Source organism: Pseudomonas hormoni (assembly GCF_018502625.1).
Lineage (GTDB): Bacteria > Pseudomonadota > Gammaproteobacteria > Pseudomonadales > Pseudomonadaceae > Aquipseudomonas > Aquipseudomonas hormoni.
Map to the genome: position 1 here is coordinate 1581381 of NZ_CP075566.1, position 19375 is coordinate 1600755.

Below are 19375 nucleotides of genomic sequence, written 5' to 3' on the forward strand. Positions count from 1 at the left end.
TTCCAACGTTATGGCATTTCTGGCAGTTCCTGAGGACGCAGGTCAAACACCAGCACCTCGGCATCGACGCCATTGCTCAAGGTCAACAGCTGTTCATCCCGAACCCGCACGCCATCGCCTTCATGCAATGGCATGCCGTTGAGTTCGACACTGCCGCGCGCCACATGCACGTAGGCATAGCGATTGGCGGCCAGTTCCAGGGTGGCGGATTCCTTGCCGTCGATCAGCCCGGCATACACCCGTGCATCCTGACGCACCTTCAGCGAACCGTTTTTCCCCTCGGGGGAGATGATCAGTTGCAGGCGGCCGCGTTTCTTCTGCGTGCTGAAATGCTCTTGCTGATAGCGCGGTTTGGCACCGCTGACGTCCGGCACAATCCAGATTTGCAGGAAGTGCACGCCACGGGTGGCCGAGTGGTTGTACTCGCTGTGTGCCACGCCGCTGCCGGCGCTCATCAATTGCACGTCACCGGGGCGGATCACCGAACCGGTCCCCAGGGTGTCCTTGTGTTCCAGGGCACCTTCGAGCACATAAGAGAAAATCTCCATGTCGCGGTGCGGGTGCTGGCCAAAGCCTTTGCCGGCGGCGACGCGGTCATCGTTGATCACCAGCAGGTCGGAAAAACCCTGCTCTTTCGGGTTGCGGTAGTTGGCGAAAGAAAAGGTATGGAACGACTTCAACCAACCGTGATTGGCCGCGCCGCGATCGGAAGCTTTGCGAAGGGTCAGCATGATGAAATCTCCTGTTGGGACGTTGATTCGTCCGAGTGAGGAGAAGGTTAATGTTTATCGGCTAGTGCAATAAGTAGATGAAAATTGAAATACTGTCTCTATCAAGTTGACAATAAAAATCGGCTGCCAATGCCACACTTGGCGATAATGCACTGCTCCACTTGATGCCGCGCGTGTCCCCTGTAGGAGCCGAGCTTGCTCGCGATAGCGGTGTATCAGGCGATACTGTTGGCGACTGATACACCGCTATCGCGAGCAAGCTCGGCTCCTACAGGATTTGGTGTTCAGCCAGTAATCCTTTTTTGATCTCAGTGATTTTGAACCATGAAAACCGTAGCAATGGTGCTGTTCCCCGACTTTCTCCTGCTCGACATGGCCGGGCCCATGGAAGTGTTTTCCATCGCCAATCGCTACCTGGATCCGGCGGAGCGCTATGAGTTGTCGACTGTCGGCACCGAACACGGGGCATTGCGTGCATCAAACGGCGTCAATGTTCGCCCCGACGTCCACATCGACCAGGCGGATCAAGCGTATGACCTGTTGCTGGTGCCCGGCGGTCCCGGTGCCTACAGCGAAAAGCACCCGCCGTTACTCGACTGGCTGCAAAACGCCGTCAGCCGCGCAGGCCGCTATGGCTCGATCTGCACCGGCGCATTCGTGCTTGGGCACGCCGGTCTGCTCGACGGCTATCGCGTCACCACCCACTGGCATTACACCGAACGGCTGATCAAGGGGTTCCCGAAGGCGACGGTGGAGACCGACCAGATTTACGTGCAGGACCGCAACCTCATCACCTCCGGTGGCGTCACGGCCGGCATCGACCTCGCGTTGTCAGTCGTCGCCGAAGACCACGGCAAGAAAGTCGCCCAGGACGTGGCCAAGGTGTTGCTGGTGGTGATGAAACGCCAGGGCGGTCAGGCGCAATTCAGTCCGTTGATGGCCGCTGTCGCGCCGCATGAAACGCCTGTGACCCGCGTGCAGAACTATATGCTTGAGCATCTGGATGAGGCGTTCAGCATCGAACGCATGGCGGGCCTGGCCACCATGAGCCCACGTCATTTCGCCAGGGTGTTCGCCCGGGAAGTGAACATGACCCCGATGGAATTTCTGCAAAGCGCCCGCATCGACTGCGCCAGGAATCTCCTGGAAACCACTGACTTGCCGCTCAAGACCGTGGCCTTCAAAAGTGGCTTCGGCAGTGTGCGGCACATGCGGTTTTTGTTCAGTGAAAAGCTTGGGTTGACGCCGACCCAGTACCGGGAACAGTTCAGCTAGAGCCTTGTTGTCCGTTTTGCGCACCGTGATGGCCGTGACGCTCCCACCGCCGCAGTTGTACCGTCACCGAGGCCTGCCAAGATACCGCTGAACTCTTTGCAATGGAGGTGCGGGAGCCTGGCGCGCGATGGATGTGCAGTCCTTCGAGCCGCCCCGGGTTTGCGCACGTGAACGTGCATGAACAGCTTTACAAATTTGAACAGCGACGCGGTGCTGCAATTCGGCCCCTACGCACTCCACCTGCGGCAACGGTTGATCCTGAACGGTGACCGGCCGCTGCGCATGGGCGGGCGAGCCCTGGATATCCTGCAGGTGCTGGTCCAGCGCGCAGGTACCGTGGTCAGCAAGGATGAATTGATTGCGCTCGTCTGGCCGACTTCGGTGGTCGAGGAAATCAACCTGCGCGTGCACATCGCCGCGCTGCGTCGCGCCTTGGGCGACGGGCAGGATGCGCAGCGCTATATCGTCAACATTCCCCAACGTGGCTACAGCTTTATCGCGGCAGTGCAACGCGTGCCTGCGTGTTCTCTGGCGTCGATCGAGACCGTTCAGAAACCTCAGCACAACCTGCCCGCACGGCTCACGCCGGTAACCGGTCGCGACTCGATCGTCGGCAGCCTGGTCCGGCAATTGCCGGTTCGACGCTTCATGACCCTGGTCGGTCCCGGTGGCATCGGCAAGACCACCGTGGCGCTGCGTGTGGCCGAACTGCTTTTGCAGCACTATCAGGATGGCGTCTGGGTCGATCTCGCGGCAATCGATGATCCCGCAATGGTGGTCGATCAGTTGACCCGGGCGCTTGAACTGGAGGTCGGGACGACACTCGATACGTTGAAGCAACGCCATGCTTTGCTGGTGCTGGACAATTGCGAGCACCTTCACGAACGCTGCCGCACGTTGGTCGAGGACCTGCTGAAATCCGCACCGCGGCTGTCGATCCTGGTCACCAGTCGAGAGCCGCTCAATGCGCTGGGGGAATCGGTCCTGCGTTTGCCGCCACTGGCGGTGCCGCCGGCGTCGGGATTGCACAGTGTGGCGGAGGCCATGGGCTATTCGGCGGTGCAGCTGTTCGTCAGTCGCGCCCGCGCCCGTCAGCAAGGGTTTGCCCTGCGCGAACAGGACCTCAAGGTCGTGGGCGAAATCTGTCGCCGCCTCGATGGATTACCATTGGCCATCGAGCTGGCGGCCGCGCAAATCGACGCGTTGGCGCTGGTGGGCGTGCAAGCCCAACTCGACAACTGTTTTCAGTTGCTGAGCCACGGCCGGCGCACCGCCGTGCCCCGCCATCAAACCCTTAAAGCGGCGCTGGACTGGAGCTTTGAACAGCTGAGTCCGCTGGAGCAAACCGTGTTGCAGCGTCTGGCGGTGTTCAAAATGGCCTTTACGCTGGACGCGGCGGTTGGCGTGCTCGGTTGCGCGGCGCTGTTGCCCGACCGTGTGGTTGAGGTGGTGGAAAGCCTGGCGCTCAAATCGCTGCTGTCGCTGGAGCAGGGCGGCGGACTGAGCCGATACCGCTTCCTCAACACCACGCGCGCCTACGCCCTCGAAAAACTTGAACACAGCGGTGAGCTGCGTGCCTTTGAAATGCGTTACGCCCGCTACATCAGCCGGACGCGCTGGACATCAAGCGGGCAGGTGGCGCTGCAACTCGTCGAGTAATCGGCGCACCTTGGTCAGGTCCGGTGTGGCAAAACCCTCAGTGAACCGGTGGTAGATCGGTGCCAGCAGCGTGTGCGCTTGCCGGTGCCGTCCCTGTCGCTGCCAAAGCTTAGCCAGTGAAGTGGCGCTGCGCAGTTCCCAGGCAAGGGCGCCCTGATGTTTTGCCACGTTCAAGGCCCGAATCAGCACGGCTTCCGCTGCTTCGGTTTTCAACGGGCAACCTTGCGCCAGCAGCGCATCAGCCCTGGCTCGCAGGATTTCCGCCGTGCTCCAGCCGGCCGTGCCGGTGTCCGCCCGTTGCAACAAGGCGTCATCGACGAAGCCGGTGTCCAGCGTGACCATGATGTCCTTGATCAGCCCCTCGCCCGGCAGAAGGGACGAGCGAACCTCGGCGTAGTCGATCACTTGGGCGTAGTGCCGGGCCCAGGTGTAGAACAGCAGCACCGAGTGTTTTTGCGCTTGTTCCAGCAGCAGGTGCAAGAGTTCGCGAGCGGTGCGGGTGTCGCCGTTGTAGTGAGCGATCAGGCAGCTGGCCAGCGCCAGGGTGTAGCAGATGGAGGTGCCGTGGTTGATCTGGAGCGCAATGTCCAGTGCCTGCCGGGCTGTGCGCCAGGCTTGTTCCGGTTGACCCTGCAACCAGAGGATGCGCGCCAGAATCGTCAGGGAGGCGACGCTCTGGTCGTATTGCACGCCAAAACCGTGGGTGAAGCGGTTGAGATGCCCACTCTGGGTCATGCGCTGAAGTACCTGTTCGGCATTCAAACGCGCCTGTGGCTGGTCCCCGGCAAAGTGCAGCGCCAGCACCCGCAAGCGGTGGGTGCTGAGGGACAACACCGGATCGCTGTGCTCGCCCAACCGATCGAACTGCTGGCTCTGCTCCAGGGCTGTTTGATAGTGGGCGCAACTGAGGTTGACCGCCATGTGCCCGGACACGGCTCGCAGTTGACCGGCCAGATCGTTGCACTGCCTGGCCAGAGTTCTGGCACTGACAAAGGCTTCAACGGTCTCCGCCGTGCCGCCCTTGGTGTGATAGCACGAGCTGCCGAGCGCCAGCTTGAGGGCCATTTTCAGCCGAGGGCATGGCTCGGGCGCGGCGTCCAGCAGGACCAGCGCCTTGCGCACGTACACGCCGTGCTCCCTGAGCAGCGACAATTCCTGCCACAGCGGCGTGGACGTCGCAGTCAGGCGTATTGCCAATGCCTGTGGTCCTTTTGCGTTCAAGCCCCAGTCGAGGGCCGAGCGAATGTCTTCCAGACCGCGTGCATAACGCTCGATCCACGTCCCCGTCGGGATCAGTTCCCAGTCGTGCTGGGCCTGACTCATCAAGGCCAGGCAGCGTTCGGCGTGACGTTTGCGGGTGTCCGGCAGGTCGTCAGCCTGGTCGAGTTTTTCCAGCGCATAACTGCGGGTCGTGTCGAGCAGACGGTAAAACACCTCTTCATCACCGACCTCCACATTCAACAGCGACTTGGCCACCAGTTGTGTGATCGAACCAAACACCTCACGGGGTTCGATGTGTTCGCCGACGATCACCGCTGCTGCCGATTCCAGTGTGAAACCGCCCCTGAACACACCCAGTCGGCGCAGGCAGATTTGCTCGCAGGGGCTGAGCAGTTCGAAGCTCCAGTCCAGCGTCGCACGCAGGGTTTGATGTCGACCCAAGGTGGTCTGACAGCCTTGGGTAAGCAGGCGAAAACTGCCCTGCAGTTGCGTCAGCAATCCGCTCAATCCGAGGCTGTTGACTTGCGCGGCCGCCAGTTCGATCGCCAATGGAATGCCGTCCAGGCGCCGGCAGATTTCAATCGCCAGCGGCAGTTCGTCATCGGTAAGTTCGAAACTGTCGTGGCTGGCCATCGCCCGCTCGACAAACAGCTGCAGGGCCGAAAACGTCAGGGCTTGAGCGCGGTCGAGCACGGCGATGGGCGGGGGGCAGTCCAGTGACCCAAGGCGCTGGACGAATTCACCTTCGGCCCGCAGGCATTCGCGGCTCGTGGCCAGAATGTGAACCTCGGGCGCGGCGCGCAGGAGGCTTTCACTCAGCAAGGCGATGTCGTCGATCAGGTGTTCGCAGTTATCGATCACCAGCAACATTTGCCGGTCGCGCAAAAACGCTGCGAGGCCGCTCATCGGCTCGGTGCCGTGCAAGGACAGTTCGAGCAAGGTCGCCAGATGCGCGGTGATCATCGCCGGGTCGTTGATCGGTGCCAGATCCAGCAGGCGAATGCCGTGCCGGTAACGCCCGATCAGCTGCTCGGCGACGCGCAGGGCCACGGTGGTCTTGCCGATCCCGCCGGGACCGACCAGGGTGATGAAACGCTGGCGTGACAGCTGGACCACCAGGCTGTCGACGAGGGACTGTCGCCCGATCATGCGGGTTCGACGCACCGGCAGGTTGTGGCCGCTCGGCGTTGGTGTCTGACTCGCCGCGGGTTGCTCAATGAATTCCAGCGAATACGGTGCGACAAAGCTGTAGCCACGTTGGGCCACCGTGACGATGTAACGCTGGCCGGCCTGACCATCGCCCAGAGCCTTGCGCAATGCCGCCATGTGCACCCGCAGGTTGATGTCTTCGACGACGCTTTTGGGCCAGACCCTGGCGATCAGTTCCTGTTTGCTGACCACATTCCCGGCGTGCTCCAGAAGAATCAACAGAATATCCATGGCACGTCGGCCCAGACGCACGGGATGGTCGGCCTCCGTCACCAGGCGTTGGCCGGGATAGATCCGGTAGGGGCCGAAATGGATGGCCTGTGCGGGGGAAAGGGTCAACGGGTCACTCCTGCTTGCAACCGTCTGGTACGCGGTTTTCGAGCATAGTCGTCAGGTTTGTTGATCTGTGCAATGTGCTGTGCAGCGACTCCCGGGTGTTCGTCTGGCCTGGCGGTTTCTCGTCTCTGTTCGTGAGTTCCGTATTCATTGGGCGGGGCACTCGAAAAGGTGTCGTCGGGGCTTTTGGCGCGCCAGGGAAAATTAACAACGTTTAACTCGTGCTGCGTCTGGTCTACGCCCAAAACTCTGGGTCTTCAACTCCCACCGGTCAGCCGTCGTGTGCAACCTGTGCGAGCGGGATTGATGCAAAGGGATTGAACACACAGGGAGCGACGCCGGAATGAGCAACGTGGTGGTGGTCTATCACAGTGGCTACGGGCACACCCGGGTCATGGCCGAAGCCGTGGCCCAAGGTGTGGAACGGCACTTAGGCAGTACCTGCCAGCTGATTTCGGTCGAGGACGTGCACCAACACTGGGACCGTTTACACAGCGCCGACGCGATCATCTTTGGCGCGCCGACCTACATGGGCAGCGCGTCGGCACGCTTCAAGGGCTTCATGGAAGCCACGGCGGCGTTCTACCTGGCTCAACCCTGGCGCGACAAACTGGCTGCCGGCTTCACCAATTCCGGCTGCCTGTGCGGCGACAAACTCAATACCTTGCTGCAGATGGCGGTTTTCGCCGCGCAGCATTCAATGATCTGGGTCGGTCTCGACCTGCTGCCTGCGCGCTCCGGCATCGGCGTGTTCGATGGGCAACTCAACCGCCTCGGTAGCTCGCTCGGCGCCATGGCGCAATCGAATGTCGAACAGTCCCCCGAATTCGCACCGCCCGCCGAAGACCGTTGCACCGCCGCGCACCTGGGTGAGCGCGTGGCGCGGCTGGCTGATCGCATGAGCCACCCACCGGTTTGATTCACCTCAACACTCACTAAGGAGACATCGCATGAGTACGTTCACCACCCGAGACGGCACCGAGATTTACTACAAGGACTGGGGCACCGGTCAGCCCATCGTCTTCAGCCACGGCTGGCCGCTGAACGCCGACAGCTGGGAATCGCAGATGATCTTCCTCGCCTCCAAAGGCTATCGGGTCATCGCTCACGACCGCCGTGGCCACGGCCGTTCCAGTCAGCCGTGGACCGGCAATGACATGGACACCTACGCCGATGACCTGGCGCAACTGATCGAGTTGCTGGACCTGAAAGACGCCGTGCTGTTCGGCTTCTCCACCGGCGGTGGCGAAGTGGCGCGTTACATCGGTCGCCACGGTACTGGCCGGGTGGCCAAGGCCGGGCTGATTTCCTCGGTGCCGCCGCTGATGCTCAAGACCGAAGCCAACCCCGGCGGCTTGCCGATTGAAGTGTTTGACGGCATTCGTCAGGCCTCCCTGGTCGATCGTTCGCAACTCTACATCGACCTCGCCAGCGGACCGTTCTTCGGCTTCAACAAGCCGGACGCCAAACCATCACAAGGCATGATCGACTGGTTCTGGATGCAAGGCATGACCTCCGGCCACAAGAACGCCTATGACTGCATCAAGGCGTTCTCCGAAACCGACTTTACCGAAGACCTGAAGAAATTCGACGTGCCGACCCTCGTGGTGCACGGCGATGCGGACCAGGTGGTGCCGATCGAAGCCGCCGGCATCGCCTCAGCAAAACTGGTGAAAGGTTCTACCCTGAAGGTCTACCCCGGCGCGCCCCATGGCTTGACTGACACCCACAAGGATCAGCTCAACGCCGATCTGCTGGCGTTCCTCAAGGGTTGATGCACACCGGCGCGGGTGTAGATCCGCGCCGTTTTTGCTCCTGATGAGCCGATTTTTCGAGTACATGACCATGAAAAAGCTGACCAACGCCACCGGCGCGCCGGTGGTCGACAACCTCAATATCCAGACCGCCGGTCCTCGTGGGCCGGCGCTTTTGCAAGACATCTGGTTGCTGGAAAAACTCGCCCACTTCGACCGCGAACTGATCCCGGAGCGACGCATGCACGCCAAGGGGGCGGGCGCCTACGGCACGTTTACCGTCACTCATGACATCAGCCGCTACACCAAGGCCAGTATTTTCAGCGCCGTGGGCAAGGAAACGCCGCTGTTCGTGCGCTTTTCCTCGGTAGCCGGCGAGCGTGGCGCGGCGGATGCCGAGCGCGACATCCGTGGTTTCGCGGTGAAGTTCTATACCGCTGAAGGCAACTGGGACATTGTCGGCAACAACACGCCCGTGTTCTTCTTCCGCGACCCGTTGCGTTTCTCCGACCTCAATCACGTGGTCAAGCGCGACCCGCGCACCGGCCTTCGTAACGCCACCAGCAACTGGGATTTCTGGACCCTGTTGCCCGAAGCGCTGCACCAGGTGACCATCGTGATGAGCGACCGGGGGATTCCCACCAGTTTCCGCCACATGCACGGCTTTGGCAGTCACACCTTCAGCCTGATTGACCGCGACAACAAACGCGTTTGGGTGAAGTTTCACTTTGTCTGCCAGCAGGGCATCGAGAACCTCTCGGACGCCGAGGCAGAAGCCGTGGTCGGCAAGGATCGCGAAAGCAATCTGCGGGATCTGTACGAAGTCATCGAGCAGGGCAACTTTCCACGCTGGAAGCTGTGCATTCAGGTGATGGAAGAACAGCAGGCGCTCAACTACCGGCACAACCCGTTCGACCTGACCAAGGTCTGGCCGCACGGCGAGTTTCCACTGATTGAAGTGGGCATCATGGAGCTCAACCGCAACGCCGAGAACCACTTCGCCGAGATCGAGCAAGCGGCGTTCTCGCCCGCCAACGTGGTGCCGGGCGTGAGCTTCTCGCCGGACCGCATGCTCCAGGCGCGGCTGTTTTCCTACGGCGATGCCCAGCGCTATCGCTTGGGGGTGAACTTCAATCACATACCGGTCAACGCACCGCGCTGCCCGGCCCACAGTTACCATCGCGACGGCGCCATGCGCACTGACGGCAACCTGGGTGGCACCGCCAGTTATTTCCCGAACAGCGTCGGCGAGTGGCAGGATTCGCCGGAACTGGCCGAGCCGCCGCTGCCGCTGGAAGGTTTTGCGCAACACTATGATCATCGGCTGGAAGAGGATCATTACGAGCAGCCGGGCAATCTGTTTCGCTTGCTGGACCCGGTGTGTAAACAGTTGCTGTTCGACAACACCGCGCGAGCCATGAATGGCGTGCCGCAGGCGATTCGTCAGCGCCATATCGACAATTGCACCAAGGCTGATCCGGCGTACGGGTTTGGCGTGGCCGAGGCGTTGGAACGGTTGGTGCCGTTGGTTTAAACGATCCTGGCTTGCTCGCGATGGCGGTTTCACGGGCGCCTTCGCCGGCAAGCCGTGCTCCTACAGATTTTGTGTGAACCGTTAATGCCGGACATCCAGCCAACCCGTAGGAGCACGGCTTGCCGGCGAAGGCGCCCGTGAAATCGCCATCGTCCGCAAGCTGGTCACCTACAGGTTTATGCGGGGGAGGGAACGCACGGCCCGGCAACGCCACGCAAACGGATTGATGCCTTCGCTACGAGTGAAAATGTGACAGAAATGTGCCTGGTCACAGAAGCCGCATTCGAGGCTGATCTGGGTAAGACTGAGGTCGGTGTTCTGAATCAGCTGCTTGGCGCGGGCGATGCGCTGGTGGCGAATCCAGTCCTGGGGCGAGAGGCCGGTGCTGCACTTGAACGCGCGGGAGAAGTGGCTGCGCGAAAGCGCGCAGGCGTGGGCCAGTTCGGTCACTTCCAGGGTTTCACCCAGACGTTCGAGGATCAGTTGCTTGGCCAGGTTTTCGCGCCACGGGGTCAGGCCGCCCGTATTTTTCTTTGGCGTTTCAGTGGCGGTCACGCAGGCGACGTTTTGCTGAGAATGAGCCATGACAGATGTCCGTGTCGGTGAGCGTCATTCTTGGGCGCGAGTGCTCTGGCCGGCGAGTTAAACGTTGTTAATTTCGTCTGTGCGCAGTTAAGGACAACCGTGCCAACTCAGCACATTGCTGCAATTTTCAGGGTGCGGGTCCTGTGCATGATTAACGTTATGTGGCGGTCCTGTACTTCCAATGGGTGCCGGTCGAATACGGCCCCTACAAACGAGCGGCGAAAGTCCCGCTGATCGAGTAAAGTCCGATGCCCTCCCAAGGAAACCGTGCCTATGAACCGTAATGATCTGCGCCGCGTCGACATGAACCTGTTGGTGATTTTCGAGGCGTTGATGTTCGAAAAGAACCTGACCCGCGTCGCTGAAAAACTGTTCATGGGGCAACCGGCGGTGAGTGCTGCGCTGGGACGGCTGCGGGATTTGTTCGATGATCCGTTGTTGCTGCGCAACGGTCGCGGCATGGAGCCTACGGGGCGGGCGCTGGCGATTCTCAAGGAGTTGCAGCCGGCGATGGATGTCATTTCCGGGGCGGTCAGCCGGGCGAAGGAATTCGATCCGACGACAAGCTGCGATGTGTTTCGCATTGGCCTGTCGGACGATGCCGAGTTCGGGTTGTTTCCGCCGTTGCTGCGGCAGCTGCAGGAAGAGGCGCCGGGGATCGTCGTTGTGGTGCGTCGCGCCAATTATCTGCTGATGCCGGCGTTGCTGGCCTCGGGGGAAATTTCTGTGGGGGTGAGCTACACCACGGATTTGCCGGCGAATGCCAAGTGCAAGAAGTTGCGGGACATTCCGTGCAAGGTGCTGCGGGGTGATAAACGGCCGGGGGTGCTGACGCTTGACGAGTACTGTGAACGGCCTCATGCGATGGTGTCGTTCTCTGGTGATTTGAGCGGCAATATCGATTTGGATCTGGCCAAGATCGGGCGGAGTCGGCGGGTGGTGCTGGGGGTTCCGCAGTTCAGTGGGTTGCGGGCGTTGCTGGCCGGGACCGAGATGGTTGCCACGGTGCCGGATTATGCGGCGTGTGCGTTGGTTGAGGGGTGTGGTTTGCGGGCCGAGGATCCGCCGTTTCCGATTGAGGCGGCGCAGTTGTCGATGGCCTGGAGTGGGGTGCATGACAATGATCCGGCGGAGCGGTGGTTGCGGTCTCGCATTGGTGAGTTCATGTCCAGGCCTTTGCCGATTGTGGGGTGAACGTGGCGGCCTTCGGGCCGACCAGGTTCTTGCTGATTGAGTACATATCCATTTCTGCGGTAACGGCGACTTAGGGTTTCGCCCTTACGGCGACTCACTTTTTTTTCAAACGCCAAAAAAAAGTAAGCAAAAAAAGGCTCGCCCCGAGCGTCCGGCCCCTCGCTAAGGCTCGGCGTTCCTTCGCTCCGGTATTCATCCGGGGACACTGCCCGCAGGTTGGCTTCGCGACGACCTACATGCAGCGTGTTCGACTGCGTCGAACGGCGCTGCGCGCCACTCCCCGGATGAACACCTCCACTCAGCCTCCCGAAGGGGCGGGTGGATCAAGATCAAGAGCTGCAGGCGAGCTAACGCTCGGCCTGATGAGTGGTGAAAAGCGGGTGTACGCCGGTCAGCTTTTGTAGGCGCCGGCTTGCCAGCGAAGGCGGCCTGACAGCCGACCTATCCCTCCCAGATGTTCGCTGACCCCCGTGGGAGCTGGCCTGCCAGCGATGGCGGCCTGCCAGCCAACCTGTTCTCGCGGATGTACCGAAATCCCTGTGGGAGCTGGCTTGCCAGCGAAGGCGGCCTGACAGCCGACCTGTTCTCGCGGATGTACCGAAATCCCTGTGGGAGTTGGCCTGCCAGCGATGGCGGCCTGACAGCCGACCTGTTCTCGCAGATGTACCGAAATCCCTGTGGGAGCTGGCCTGCCAGCGATAGCGCCCTGACAACCGACCTGTTCTCGCGGATGTACCGAAATCCCTGTGGGAGCTGGCTTGCCAGCGATGGCGGCCTGCCAGCCAACCTGTTCTCGCGGATGTACCGAAATCCCTGTGGGAGCTGGCCTGCCAGCGATAGCGCCCTGACAACCGACCTGTTCTCGCGGATGTACCGAAATCCCCGTGGGAGCTGGCTTGCCAACGATGGCGGCCTGCCAGCCAACCTGTTCTCGCGGATGTACCGAAATCCCTGTGGGAGCTGGCCTGCCAGCGATAGCGCCCTGACAACCAACCTGTTCTCGCGGATGTACCGAAATCCCTGTGGGAGCTGGCCTGCCAGCGATAGCGCCCTGACAACCGACCTGTTCTCGCGGATGTACCGAAATCCCTGTGGGAGCTGGCTTGCCAGCGAAGGCGGCCTGACAGCCGACCTGTTCTCGCGGATGTACCGAAATCCCTGTGGGAGCTGGCCTGCCAGCGATAGCGCCCTGACAACCAACCCGATGTCCGCCGATGCCCCCGATTCCTGTGGGAGCTGGCTTGCCAGCGATGGCGGTGTGCCAGTCAATACCACTTTCAATGACTCACCGCCTTCGAGAACCCGCTAGCTCCCACAGGGGATCTTCAGTGCGCGGTGGATTAGCGACGCCAATCAAAAAGAGCACGTACATTCAATTTTCCCCATCCCCACACCGGCACTATCAAACGAGGTCCCGGCGTATTGATGCCGGTGGTTTTTCATTTGTGCAGGTATCCCATGAACGTTTCGCGATGGAATGAACGGGCTGAGGACGTCGGGCTGTTTTTTTTGCGGGTCAGCGGCGGTTTGTTTCTGCTGTGGGTGCACGGTCTGCCGAAGCTGCTTAACTACAGCGCTCAACTGCAAGTCATAGAAGACCCTTTTCACCTGGGCGCAAACGTCACGCTGATGCTGGCGATTTTTTCCGAGGTGTTGTGTCCGCTGTTAATCATTTTTGGGGTGTTGGTGCGTCTGGCGTGCCTGCCGATTCTGTGTTTGCTGTGGGTCGCGTTGCTGGTTGTGCACCCGCAATGGAGCCTCGATGAAGGGCAGTTCGGCTGGCTGCTGTTGATACTGTTCACCAGCATTCTTATCGCCGGGCCGGGACGGCTGGCGCTCAATGTCCGATTCGCCGGAGCTTTGCGTTATGCCTGAATCCAATCGTTTTGAGGAAGTCGTGACCCTGGTTATCAAGCATCGGGTCAAGGCCGGTTTTGAAGTGCCCTATGAAGCCTGGTTGCGCAACATTGTCAGCATTGCCGGGCAGCAGGAAGGGCACTTGGGCGTCGACGTGATTCGCGGCAAAAGCGCCGGGCTCGACCTGTACACCTGCGTGCTGCGCTTTTGTTCCACCGAAACGATGCAGCGCTGGCTCGATTCGCCGCAACGGCTGGAACTGGTCAACGAAGCCACGCCGATGCTGGCGGACGGTGACCAGACCGAGGTCAATCCGGTCAACGAATTCTGGTTCGCCCCGCAGGCTGAAACCAGTTCACCGCCGCCGCGCTGGAAGCAGGCCGTGGTGACGTTGTTGGTGATTCTGCCGCACACCTTGCTGGTGCCACTGATTTGGGGACCGCTGTTGCAGCTCAATGCCGTTCTCTCGAATTACGTGGTCGCCACGTTTCTGATCACGCTGACCATCGTCGTCTCGGTGGTGTACCTGTTCATGCCGATGGCGACACGGTTGTTCGCGCCTTGGCTGTCTTCTTCCACTCAGCCAAAGGAAACGCGATGAACGCCGATCTGATTCTGTTCAATGGCCAATTTCATACCGTTGACCGTGAAAACCCGCTCGCCAGTGCCGTGGCCATCAGCGACGGTCGTTTCGTCGCGGTCGGCACTGACGCCGAAGCCATGGCCCTGCGCGGTTCCGGCACCCAGGTCATCGACCTCAAGGGCCGTTGCGTCATTCCCGGCCTCAACGACTCGCACCTGCACCTGATCCGTGGCGGTTTGAACTACAACCTCGAACTGCGCTGGGAAGGCGTGCCGTCGCTGGCCGACGCCTTGCGCATGCTCAAGGATCAGGCCGACCGCACGCCAACGCCGCAATGGGTGCGCGTGGTCGGTGGCTGGAACGAATTCCAGTTCGCCGAAAAGCGCATGCCGACCCTCGAAGAACTCAACCAGGCCGCGCCGGATACGCCGGTGTTTGTGCTGCATCTGTATGACCGCGCCTTGCTCAACCGCGCCGCGTTGCGCGTGGCCGGCTACACCCGCAACACGCCGAACCCGCCGGGTGGCGAGATTGTGCGCGATGCCAACGGTGAGCCGACCGGCATGTTGGTCGCGCGACCGAACGCGATGATTTTGTACTCGACCCTGGCCAAAGGGCCGAAGTTGCCGCTGGAATATCAGGTCAACTCGACCCGTCAGTTCATGCGCGAGCTCAACCGTCTCGGCCTGACCAGTGCCATCGACGCCGGCGGCGGTTTCCAGAATTATCCGGACGATTACCAGGTGATCGAGCAGTTGGCCAAAGACCAGCAACTGACCATTCGCATCGCCTACAACCTGTTCACCCAGAAGCCCAAGGAGGAGCTGACGGACTTCAAGAACTGGACCAGCAGCGTCACCCTGCATCAGGGCGATGATTACCTGCGGCACAACGGCGCCGGGGAAATGCTGGTGTTCTCGGCAGCGGATTTCGAGGACTTCCTCGAGCCGCGCCCGGACCTGCCGCAAACCATGGAAGACGAGTTGGAACCGGTGGTCCGCCACCTCGTCGAGCAGCGATGGCCGTTCCGTTTGCACGCCACGTACAACGAATCCATCAGCCGCATGCTCGACGTGTTCGAGAAGGTCAACCGCGACATTCCGTTCAATGGGTTGCCGTGGTTTTTTGACCACGCGGAAACCATCACGCCGCAGAACATCGAGCGGGTGAGGGCGTTGGGCGGCGGCATTGCGATTCAGGATCGCATGGCGTTTCAGGGCGAGTATTTCGTCGAGCGTTACGGCGCCAAGGCTGCTGAAGCCACGCCGCCGATCAAGCGCATGTTGGCCGAAGGCGTGCCGGTCGGCGCCGGCACCGATGCCACGCGAGTGTCCAGCTACAACCCCTGGACCTCGCTGTACTGGATGGTCAGCGGCCGAACCGTCGGTGGCCTGGAGCTGCACGCCGAGGGGCTGTCCCGTCAAACCGCGCTGGAACTGTTTACCCACGGCAGCGCCTGGTTCTCTTCCGAACAGGGCAAGAAAGGCATGATCAAGGTCGGCCAACTGGCTGACGTCGCGGCCCTGAGCGCGGATTTTTTCAGCGTCGACGAAGAAGCGATCAAGTGGATCGAATCGGTGTTGACCGTGGTCGGCGGCAAGGTGGTGTACGCCGCCGGTGATTTTGAAAAACTCGGGCCGGCCAGCGTACCGGTGCTGCCGGACTGGTCGCCGGTGGTGAAGGTGCCGGGTCACTGGCGCCCGACGTCGCCGATGCAGGCGCAGGTTCACCATTGCAGCGGACCGTGCGGCGTGCACTCCCACAGCCATGAAAAGGCGCGTTTGTCGAATGCGCCGGTCAGCGATTTCGCGGGTTTCTGGGGTGCCTTTGGCTGCTCGTGCTTCGCGTTCTGACGATCACAAAAAGCGCCGATGCCGCGGTGTCGGCGCCTTATGTAACACCCATCCATCGAGGAGCTTCACATGAGCAACGTTCCGTACAAACGCCTGAATAAAGACGATGCAGTTGTCCTGTTGGTCGACCACCAGACCGGTCTGATCTCGCTGGTTCAGGATTTCTCGCCGAACGAATTCAAGAACAACGTGCTGGCCCTGGGTGACGTGGCCAAGTTCTTCAAACTGCCGACCATCCTCACCACCAGCTTCGAAAACGGCCCGAACGGCCCGATGGTTCCGGAATTGAAAGAGCAGTTCCCGGACGCGCCGTACATCCCGCGTCCAGGCCAGATCAACGCCTGGGACAACGAAGATTTCGTCAAGGCCGTCAAAGCCACCGGCCGCAAGCAACTGATCATCGCCGGTGTAGTGACTGATGTTTGCGTGACGTTCCCGACGCTGTCGGCACTGGCTGAAGGGTTTGAAGTGTTCGTGGTGACCGACGCTTCGGGCACCTTCAACGAAACCGTGCAACAGGCAGCCTGGGCGCGCATGGCGGCAGCCGGTGCTCAACTGGTCAACTGGTTCTCGGTAGCCTGCGAGCTGCAGGGCGACTGGCGCAACGACATGGAAGGCCTGGCGAACCTGCTGTCGCCGCGCATTCCGAACTACCGCAATCTGATGAACAGCTATTCGGTGCTGACGTCGAAGTAAGCCCCACCACCCATAAAAATGCCCGCCAATGTGCGGGCATTTTTTTGTCTGAATCACCCCATTCTGTGGCGAGGGAGCTTGCTCCCGCTTGAGTGCGCAGCACTCACAAAATTTGCATAGATGCGAAGTTTTTGGGGCCGCTTCGCAGCCCAGCGGGAGCAAGCTCCCTCGCCACAAAAGGCCCCTCAATAAAGTCAGGCTTGTTGGCGTTTCTGCAGCCAGCTCAGAAAACCACCTTTCTTGATCGGCACCGGCTTGGCCAGCAACGCCAACCGGCTGTTCTGCTGCCTTACCGCCTGCAACTTGTTCAACGCCCGACCCACTTCAACCCGTTGTTCCATGCAGCTACGGGTCAGGGATTTTTCGATCCGGTAAATGATGCACGAGGTCAGGGCGGTGAAGGTCGCCTGGGACGGCGTATCGGTGAGGATGCTCTGTTCGCCCATCACTTCGCTCGGCCCCATTCGACCGGCCTCGGTTTGCCCGGTGCCGTCGGGAACGGTGGCGCTGACCACGCCCGTGGCGATGACCATCAGACTGTCCGGCACTTCACCCAACTCCAGCACCACCTGACCTGCCGAGTACTGCTGCGCAACCATCGACTGCGCCATCTGATCGCGTTCATCTTCACTCAAGGAACGGAAAATTTTCACCTCATCCAGCAACGCCCGCGCTCGGGTTGTCGGTTCGATCACGCCGTCGAGCTGACGGGAAATACCCGCCGCTTCGAGGTGCCGATGGGCCAGGTCGAACAGTTGATTACGCACTTCGCTTTTCTTGCCCAGCTCGGCGATGAACCCGCTTGCCACGTATTCGGACAGGGTTTCGCCGGCCTCTTTCAGCACCGCTTTCGGTGCCGGGTTGAGCAACAACTGGCTACTGCCCTGAAGCGTACGATCCAGTGCATCCAGTACCCGACGCGGGCGAATGTGGTTGGGCACCTGAATGCTGATCGACACGCCGTGCATGTTGTTCGGCCTGCTCAGGTTGACGATTTTCGCCTTGGCCGCCACCGAGTTCGGCACCACCGCGGTACTGCCGGCGCTGGTCAGCAGGTGCGTCGCGCGCCAGTCGATGTCGAGCACTTTGCCCTCGACGCCGTCGATCATGATCCAGTCATCCACCTGATACGGCTTGGTGGTGTTGAGCACGATCCCGGAAAATACGTCGCTCAAGGTACTTTGCAATGCCAGGCCGACGACGATTGCGACCACCCCGGACGTTGCCAGCAAACCTTTCACCGGCAGCTCCAGCACATAACCGGCCGCCGCAACGATGGCGATCAGAAACACCAGCGCGCCGATGACGTCCTGCAGCAAGCGACCGCTGTGACCGATGCGGCGCATCAGCACCAGGCCGATGACTTCGGTGAGCACTCGCGCGGTGTACAACCACCAGAGAATCCCCAGCGCCGTGGCGCCCAGTTGCGCCACGCGATCTTCGGCAAACGGCGGCGCCTGCAAGGGGCTGACGCCGGCGTTGATGATGAGCGCGCTGAACATTACGAACAGCGCCAGGCGCACACCGACGCGTGTGACGCGATGCTTGAACGGCGCGAGGTGCCAGAGCACGGCGTCGATCACCAGCAGCAGGGCGCTCAATGACAGCAGGTGAGCGAGGACAAAGGACATGGGAAACACTCCGGTGGAAGGGGGCAAACGGTTTTTTTGTCAGCGTGCTTTTTGTGGCGAGGGAGCTTGCTCCCGCTTGAGTGCGCAGCACTCACAAAATTTGCATTGATGCGAAGTTTTTGGGGCCGCTTCGCAGCCCAGCGGGAGCAAGCTCCCTCGCCACAAAAAACAACCTCGCCACACATTGCTGTGTGGCGAGGCTGGACTCAGTTCAGATGCGTCTTGAGTTCCAGCGCTGCCTGACGCACCGCCGCCTTCACTTCCGGAATCCGGCTCAACGGGTTCAGCAAACCGAAGTCGTGGATCATGCCGTTGTAACGCACCGCCGTCACCGGAACACCGGCCGCATCGAGGTGGCGGGCATAGGCTTCGCCTTCGTCACGCAACACGTCGAATTCGGCGGTCTGCACCAAAGCTGCCGGCAAGCCTTTGAGCTGTTCGGCATTGGCCTGCAACGGCGAGGCATGGATCTGCGCACGCTCGGCCTGGTCGGTGGTGTAGTTGTCCCAGAACCAGTTCATCATCCCTTTGGTCAGGAAGTGGCCCTCGGCAAATTGCTGGTACGACCCGGTGTCGAACTGCGCGTTGGTCACCGGCCACATCAACAGCTGGAAGCGCAGCGCCGGGGTTTTCTGTTCCTTGGCCATCAACGCCACGACCGCCGCCATGTTGCCGCCGACGCTGTTGCCGGCCACGGCGAGGCGCTTGCCATCGACGCCGATGTCCTTGCCATGCTCAGCCACCCAGCGGGTCGCGGCGTAGGCCTGGTTGATCGCGGTCGGGTAGTGCGCTTCCGGCGACGGCGTGTAATCGACATACACCGCGACGGCGCCGGAGCCGACCACCAGGTCGTGGATCAGACGCTGGTGAGTCGGGTAATCGCCCAGTACCCAGCCGCCACCGTGGAAGAACATGAACACCGGCAATTCACCTTTGACCTTGGCCGGACGCACGATTTTCAGATTGATGGTTTGCCCATCGACCTTGATTGCACGGTCGCTGACGTCCACACCCGACAGGTCAACCTTCACCGAATTTTGCGCACCGGTGAGTACCGCACGGGCGTCTTTCGGACTCAGTTGCTCGAGCGGCTTGCCACCACCGGCGGCGAGGGCTTCGAGGAAGGCTTGGGTGTTGTGTTCGACGCCTGGGCTGCCAGCGGCAAAAGCGTTGCCGACGGAGAGGGCGAGGAGGGAAGCGGTCAGGGTTTTTTTGACGAGGTTCATGCTCAATTCCTTTTAATCATTGGTGGGTAAG

Annotated in this window: 16 protein-coding genes; 10 read left to right on the forward strand and 6 right to left on the reverse strand. The window is 60.9% G+C overall.

The window, feature by feature from the left end; all coding sequences use genetic code 11:
- Nucleotides 1–8: 8 nt before the first annotated feature.
- Nucleotides 9–731 (reverse strand): pirin family protein, encoded by a 723-nt coding sequence (locus KJF94_RS07485; protein WP_214382288.1) that lies wholly within the window; start codon nucleotides 729–731, stop codon nucleotides 9–11.
- Nucleotides 732–1055: 324 nt separating this feature from the next.
- On the opposite strand from KJF94_RS07485, the gene KJF94_RS07490 reads away from it, so the two are divergent.
- Entirely contained in the window at nucleotides 1056–2006 is a 951-nt protein-coding gene (locus KJF94_RS07490; RefSeq protein ID WP_214382289.1) for a GlxA family transcriptional regulator, read from the forward strand.
- 177 nt (nucleotides 2007–2183) lie between these two features.
- Nucleotides 2184–3665, forward strand: a complete 1482-nt coding sequence (locus tag KJF94_RS07495; protein WP_214382291.1) for an ATP-binding protein — start codon at nucleotides 2184–2186, stop codon at nucleotides 3663–3665.
- Here the strand turns inward: KJF94_RS07495 and KJF94_RS07500 are convergent.
- Entirely contained in the window at nucleotides 3630–6434 is a 2805-nt protein-coding gene (locus KJF94_RS07500; RefSeq protein WP_214382292.1) for an ATP-binding protein, read from the reverse strand. The two genes, KJF94_RS07495 and KJF94_RS07500, sit on opposite strands and share 36 nt — an antisense overlap.
- A 340-nt stretch (nucleotides 6435–6774) precedes the next feature.
- Here KJF94_RS07500 and KJF94_RS07505 point away from each other — a divergent pair, with 340 nt between their 5' ends.
- The 3 genes from KJF94_RS07505 to KJF94_RS07515 all read left to right on the forward strand — a co-directional run bounded on the left by KJF94_RS07505 (nucleotide 6775) and on the right by KJF94_RS07515 (nucleotide 9719).
- Nucleotides 6775–7350 (forward strand): flavodoxin family protein, encoded by a 576-nt coding sequence (locus tag KJF94_RS07505; protein WP_214382293.1) that lies wholly within the window; start codon nucleotides 6775–6777, stop codon nucleotides 7348–7350.
- Between the two features lie 31 nt (nucleotides 7351–7381).
- Nucleotides 7382–8206, forward strand: coding sequence for an alpha/beta fold hydrolase (locus KJF94_RS07510; protein WP_084323781.1), 825 nt, complete (start codon nucleotides 7382–7384; stop codon nucleotides 8204–8206).
- Nucleotides 8207–8276: 70 nt separating this feature from the next.
- Complete coding sequence (locus KJF94_RS07515; RefSeq protein ID WP_284681140.1) at nucleotides 8277–9719, forward strand: catalase; 1443 nt, start codon at nucleotides 8277–8279, stop codon at nucleotides 9717–9719.
- A gap of 168 nt (nucleotides 9720–9887) precedes the next feature.
- Here the strand turns inward: KJF94_RS07515 and KJF94_RS07520 are convergent, their stop codons facing one another.
- Complete coding sequence (locus tag KJF94_RS07520; RefSeq protein ID WP_214382295.1) at nucleotides 9888–10304, reverse strand: helix-turn-helix domain-containing protein; 417 nt, start codon at nucleotides 10302–10304, stop codon at nucleotides 9888–9890.
- Between the two features lie 273 nt (nucleotides 10305–10577).
- Between KJF94_RS07520 and KJF94_RS07525 the strand changes: the two genes are divergently transcribed.
- Nucleotides 10578–11498, forward strand: coding sequence for a LysR family transcriptional regulator (locus KJF94_RS07525; protein ID WP_214382297.1), 921 nt, complete (start codon nucleotides 10578–10580; stop codon nucleotides 11496–11498).
- Nucleotides 11499–11939: 441 nt separating this feature from the next.
- Here KJF94_RS07525 and KJF94_RS07530 read toward each other — a convergent pair whose 3' ends face one another.
- Nucleotides 11940–12779: a hypothetical protein gene (locus tag KJF94_RS07530; RefSeq protein ID WP_214382298.1), complete on the reverse strand. Its 840-nt coding sequence runs from the start codon at nucleotides 12777–12779 to the stop codon at nucleotides 11940–11942.
- A 177-nt stretch (nucleotides 12780–12956) separates the two neighbouring features.
- On the opposite strand from KJF94_RS07530, the gene KJF94_RS07535 reads away from it, so the two are divergent.
- The 4 genes from KJF94_RS07535 (at nucleotide 12957) to ycaC (ending at nucleotide 16487) form a co-directional block, all read left to right on the forward strand.
- Nucleotides 12957–13373 carry a DoxX family protein gene (locus KJF94_RS07535; RefSeq protein ID WP_214382299.1) on the forward strand — a complete coding sequence of 139 codons (417 nt, stop codon included), beginning with the start codon at nucleotides 12957–12959 and terminating at the stop codon, nucleotides 13371–13373.
- Nucleotides 13366–13956, forward strand: a complete 591-nt coding sequence (locus tag KJF94_RS07540) for an antibiotic biosynthesis monooxygenase (protein ID WP_214382300.1) — start codon at nucleotides 13366–13368, stop codon at nucleotides 13954–13956. Before KJF94_RS07535 ends, KJF94_RS07540 begins: the two co-directional genes overlap by 8 nt.
- A complete protein-coding gene (locus KJF94_RS07545; protein ID WP_214382301.1) occupies nucleotides 13953–15791 on the forward strand; it encodes an amidohydrolase in 1839 nt (612 codons plus the stop codon). Before KJF94_RS07540 ends, KJF94_RS07545 begins: the two co-directional genes overlap by 4 nt.
- Before the next feature lie 69 nt (nucleotides 15792–15860).
- Nucleotides 15861–16487, forward strand: coding sequence for an isochorismate family cysteine hydrolase YcaC (gene ycaC / locus KJF94_RS07550; RefSeq protein WP_008032694.1), 627 nt, complete (start codon nucleotides 15861–15863; stop codon nucleotides 16485–16487).
- A gap of 194 nt (nucleotides 16488–16681) precedes the next feature.
- Here the strand turns inward: ycaC and KJF94_RS07555 are convergent, their stop codons facing one another.
- Entirely contained in the window at nucleotides 16682–18118 is a 1437-nt protein-coding gene (locus KJF94_RS07555) for a mechanosensitive ion channel family protein (protein WP_214382302.1), read from the reverse strand.
- Nucleotides 18119–18324: 206 nt separating this feature from the next.
- Entirely contained in the window at nucleotides 18325–19344 is a 1020-nt protein-coding gene (locus KJF94_RS07560; RefSeq protein WP_214382303.1) for an alpha/beta hydrolase, read from the reverse strand.
- Nucleotides 19345–19375 lie beyond the last annotated feature (31 nt).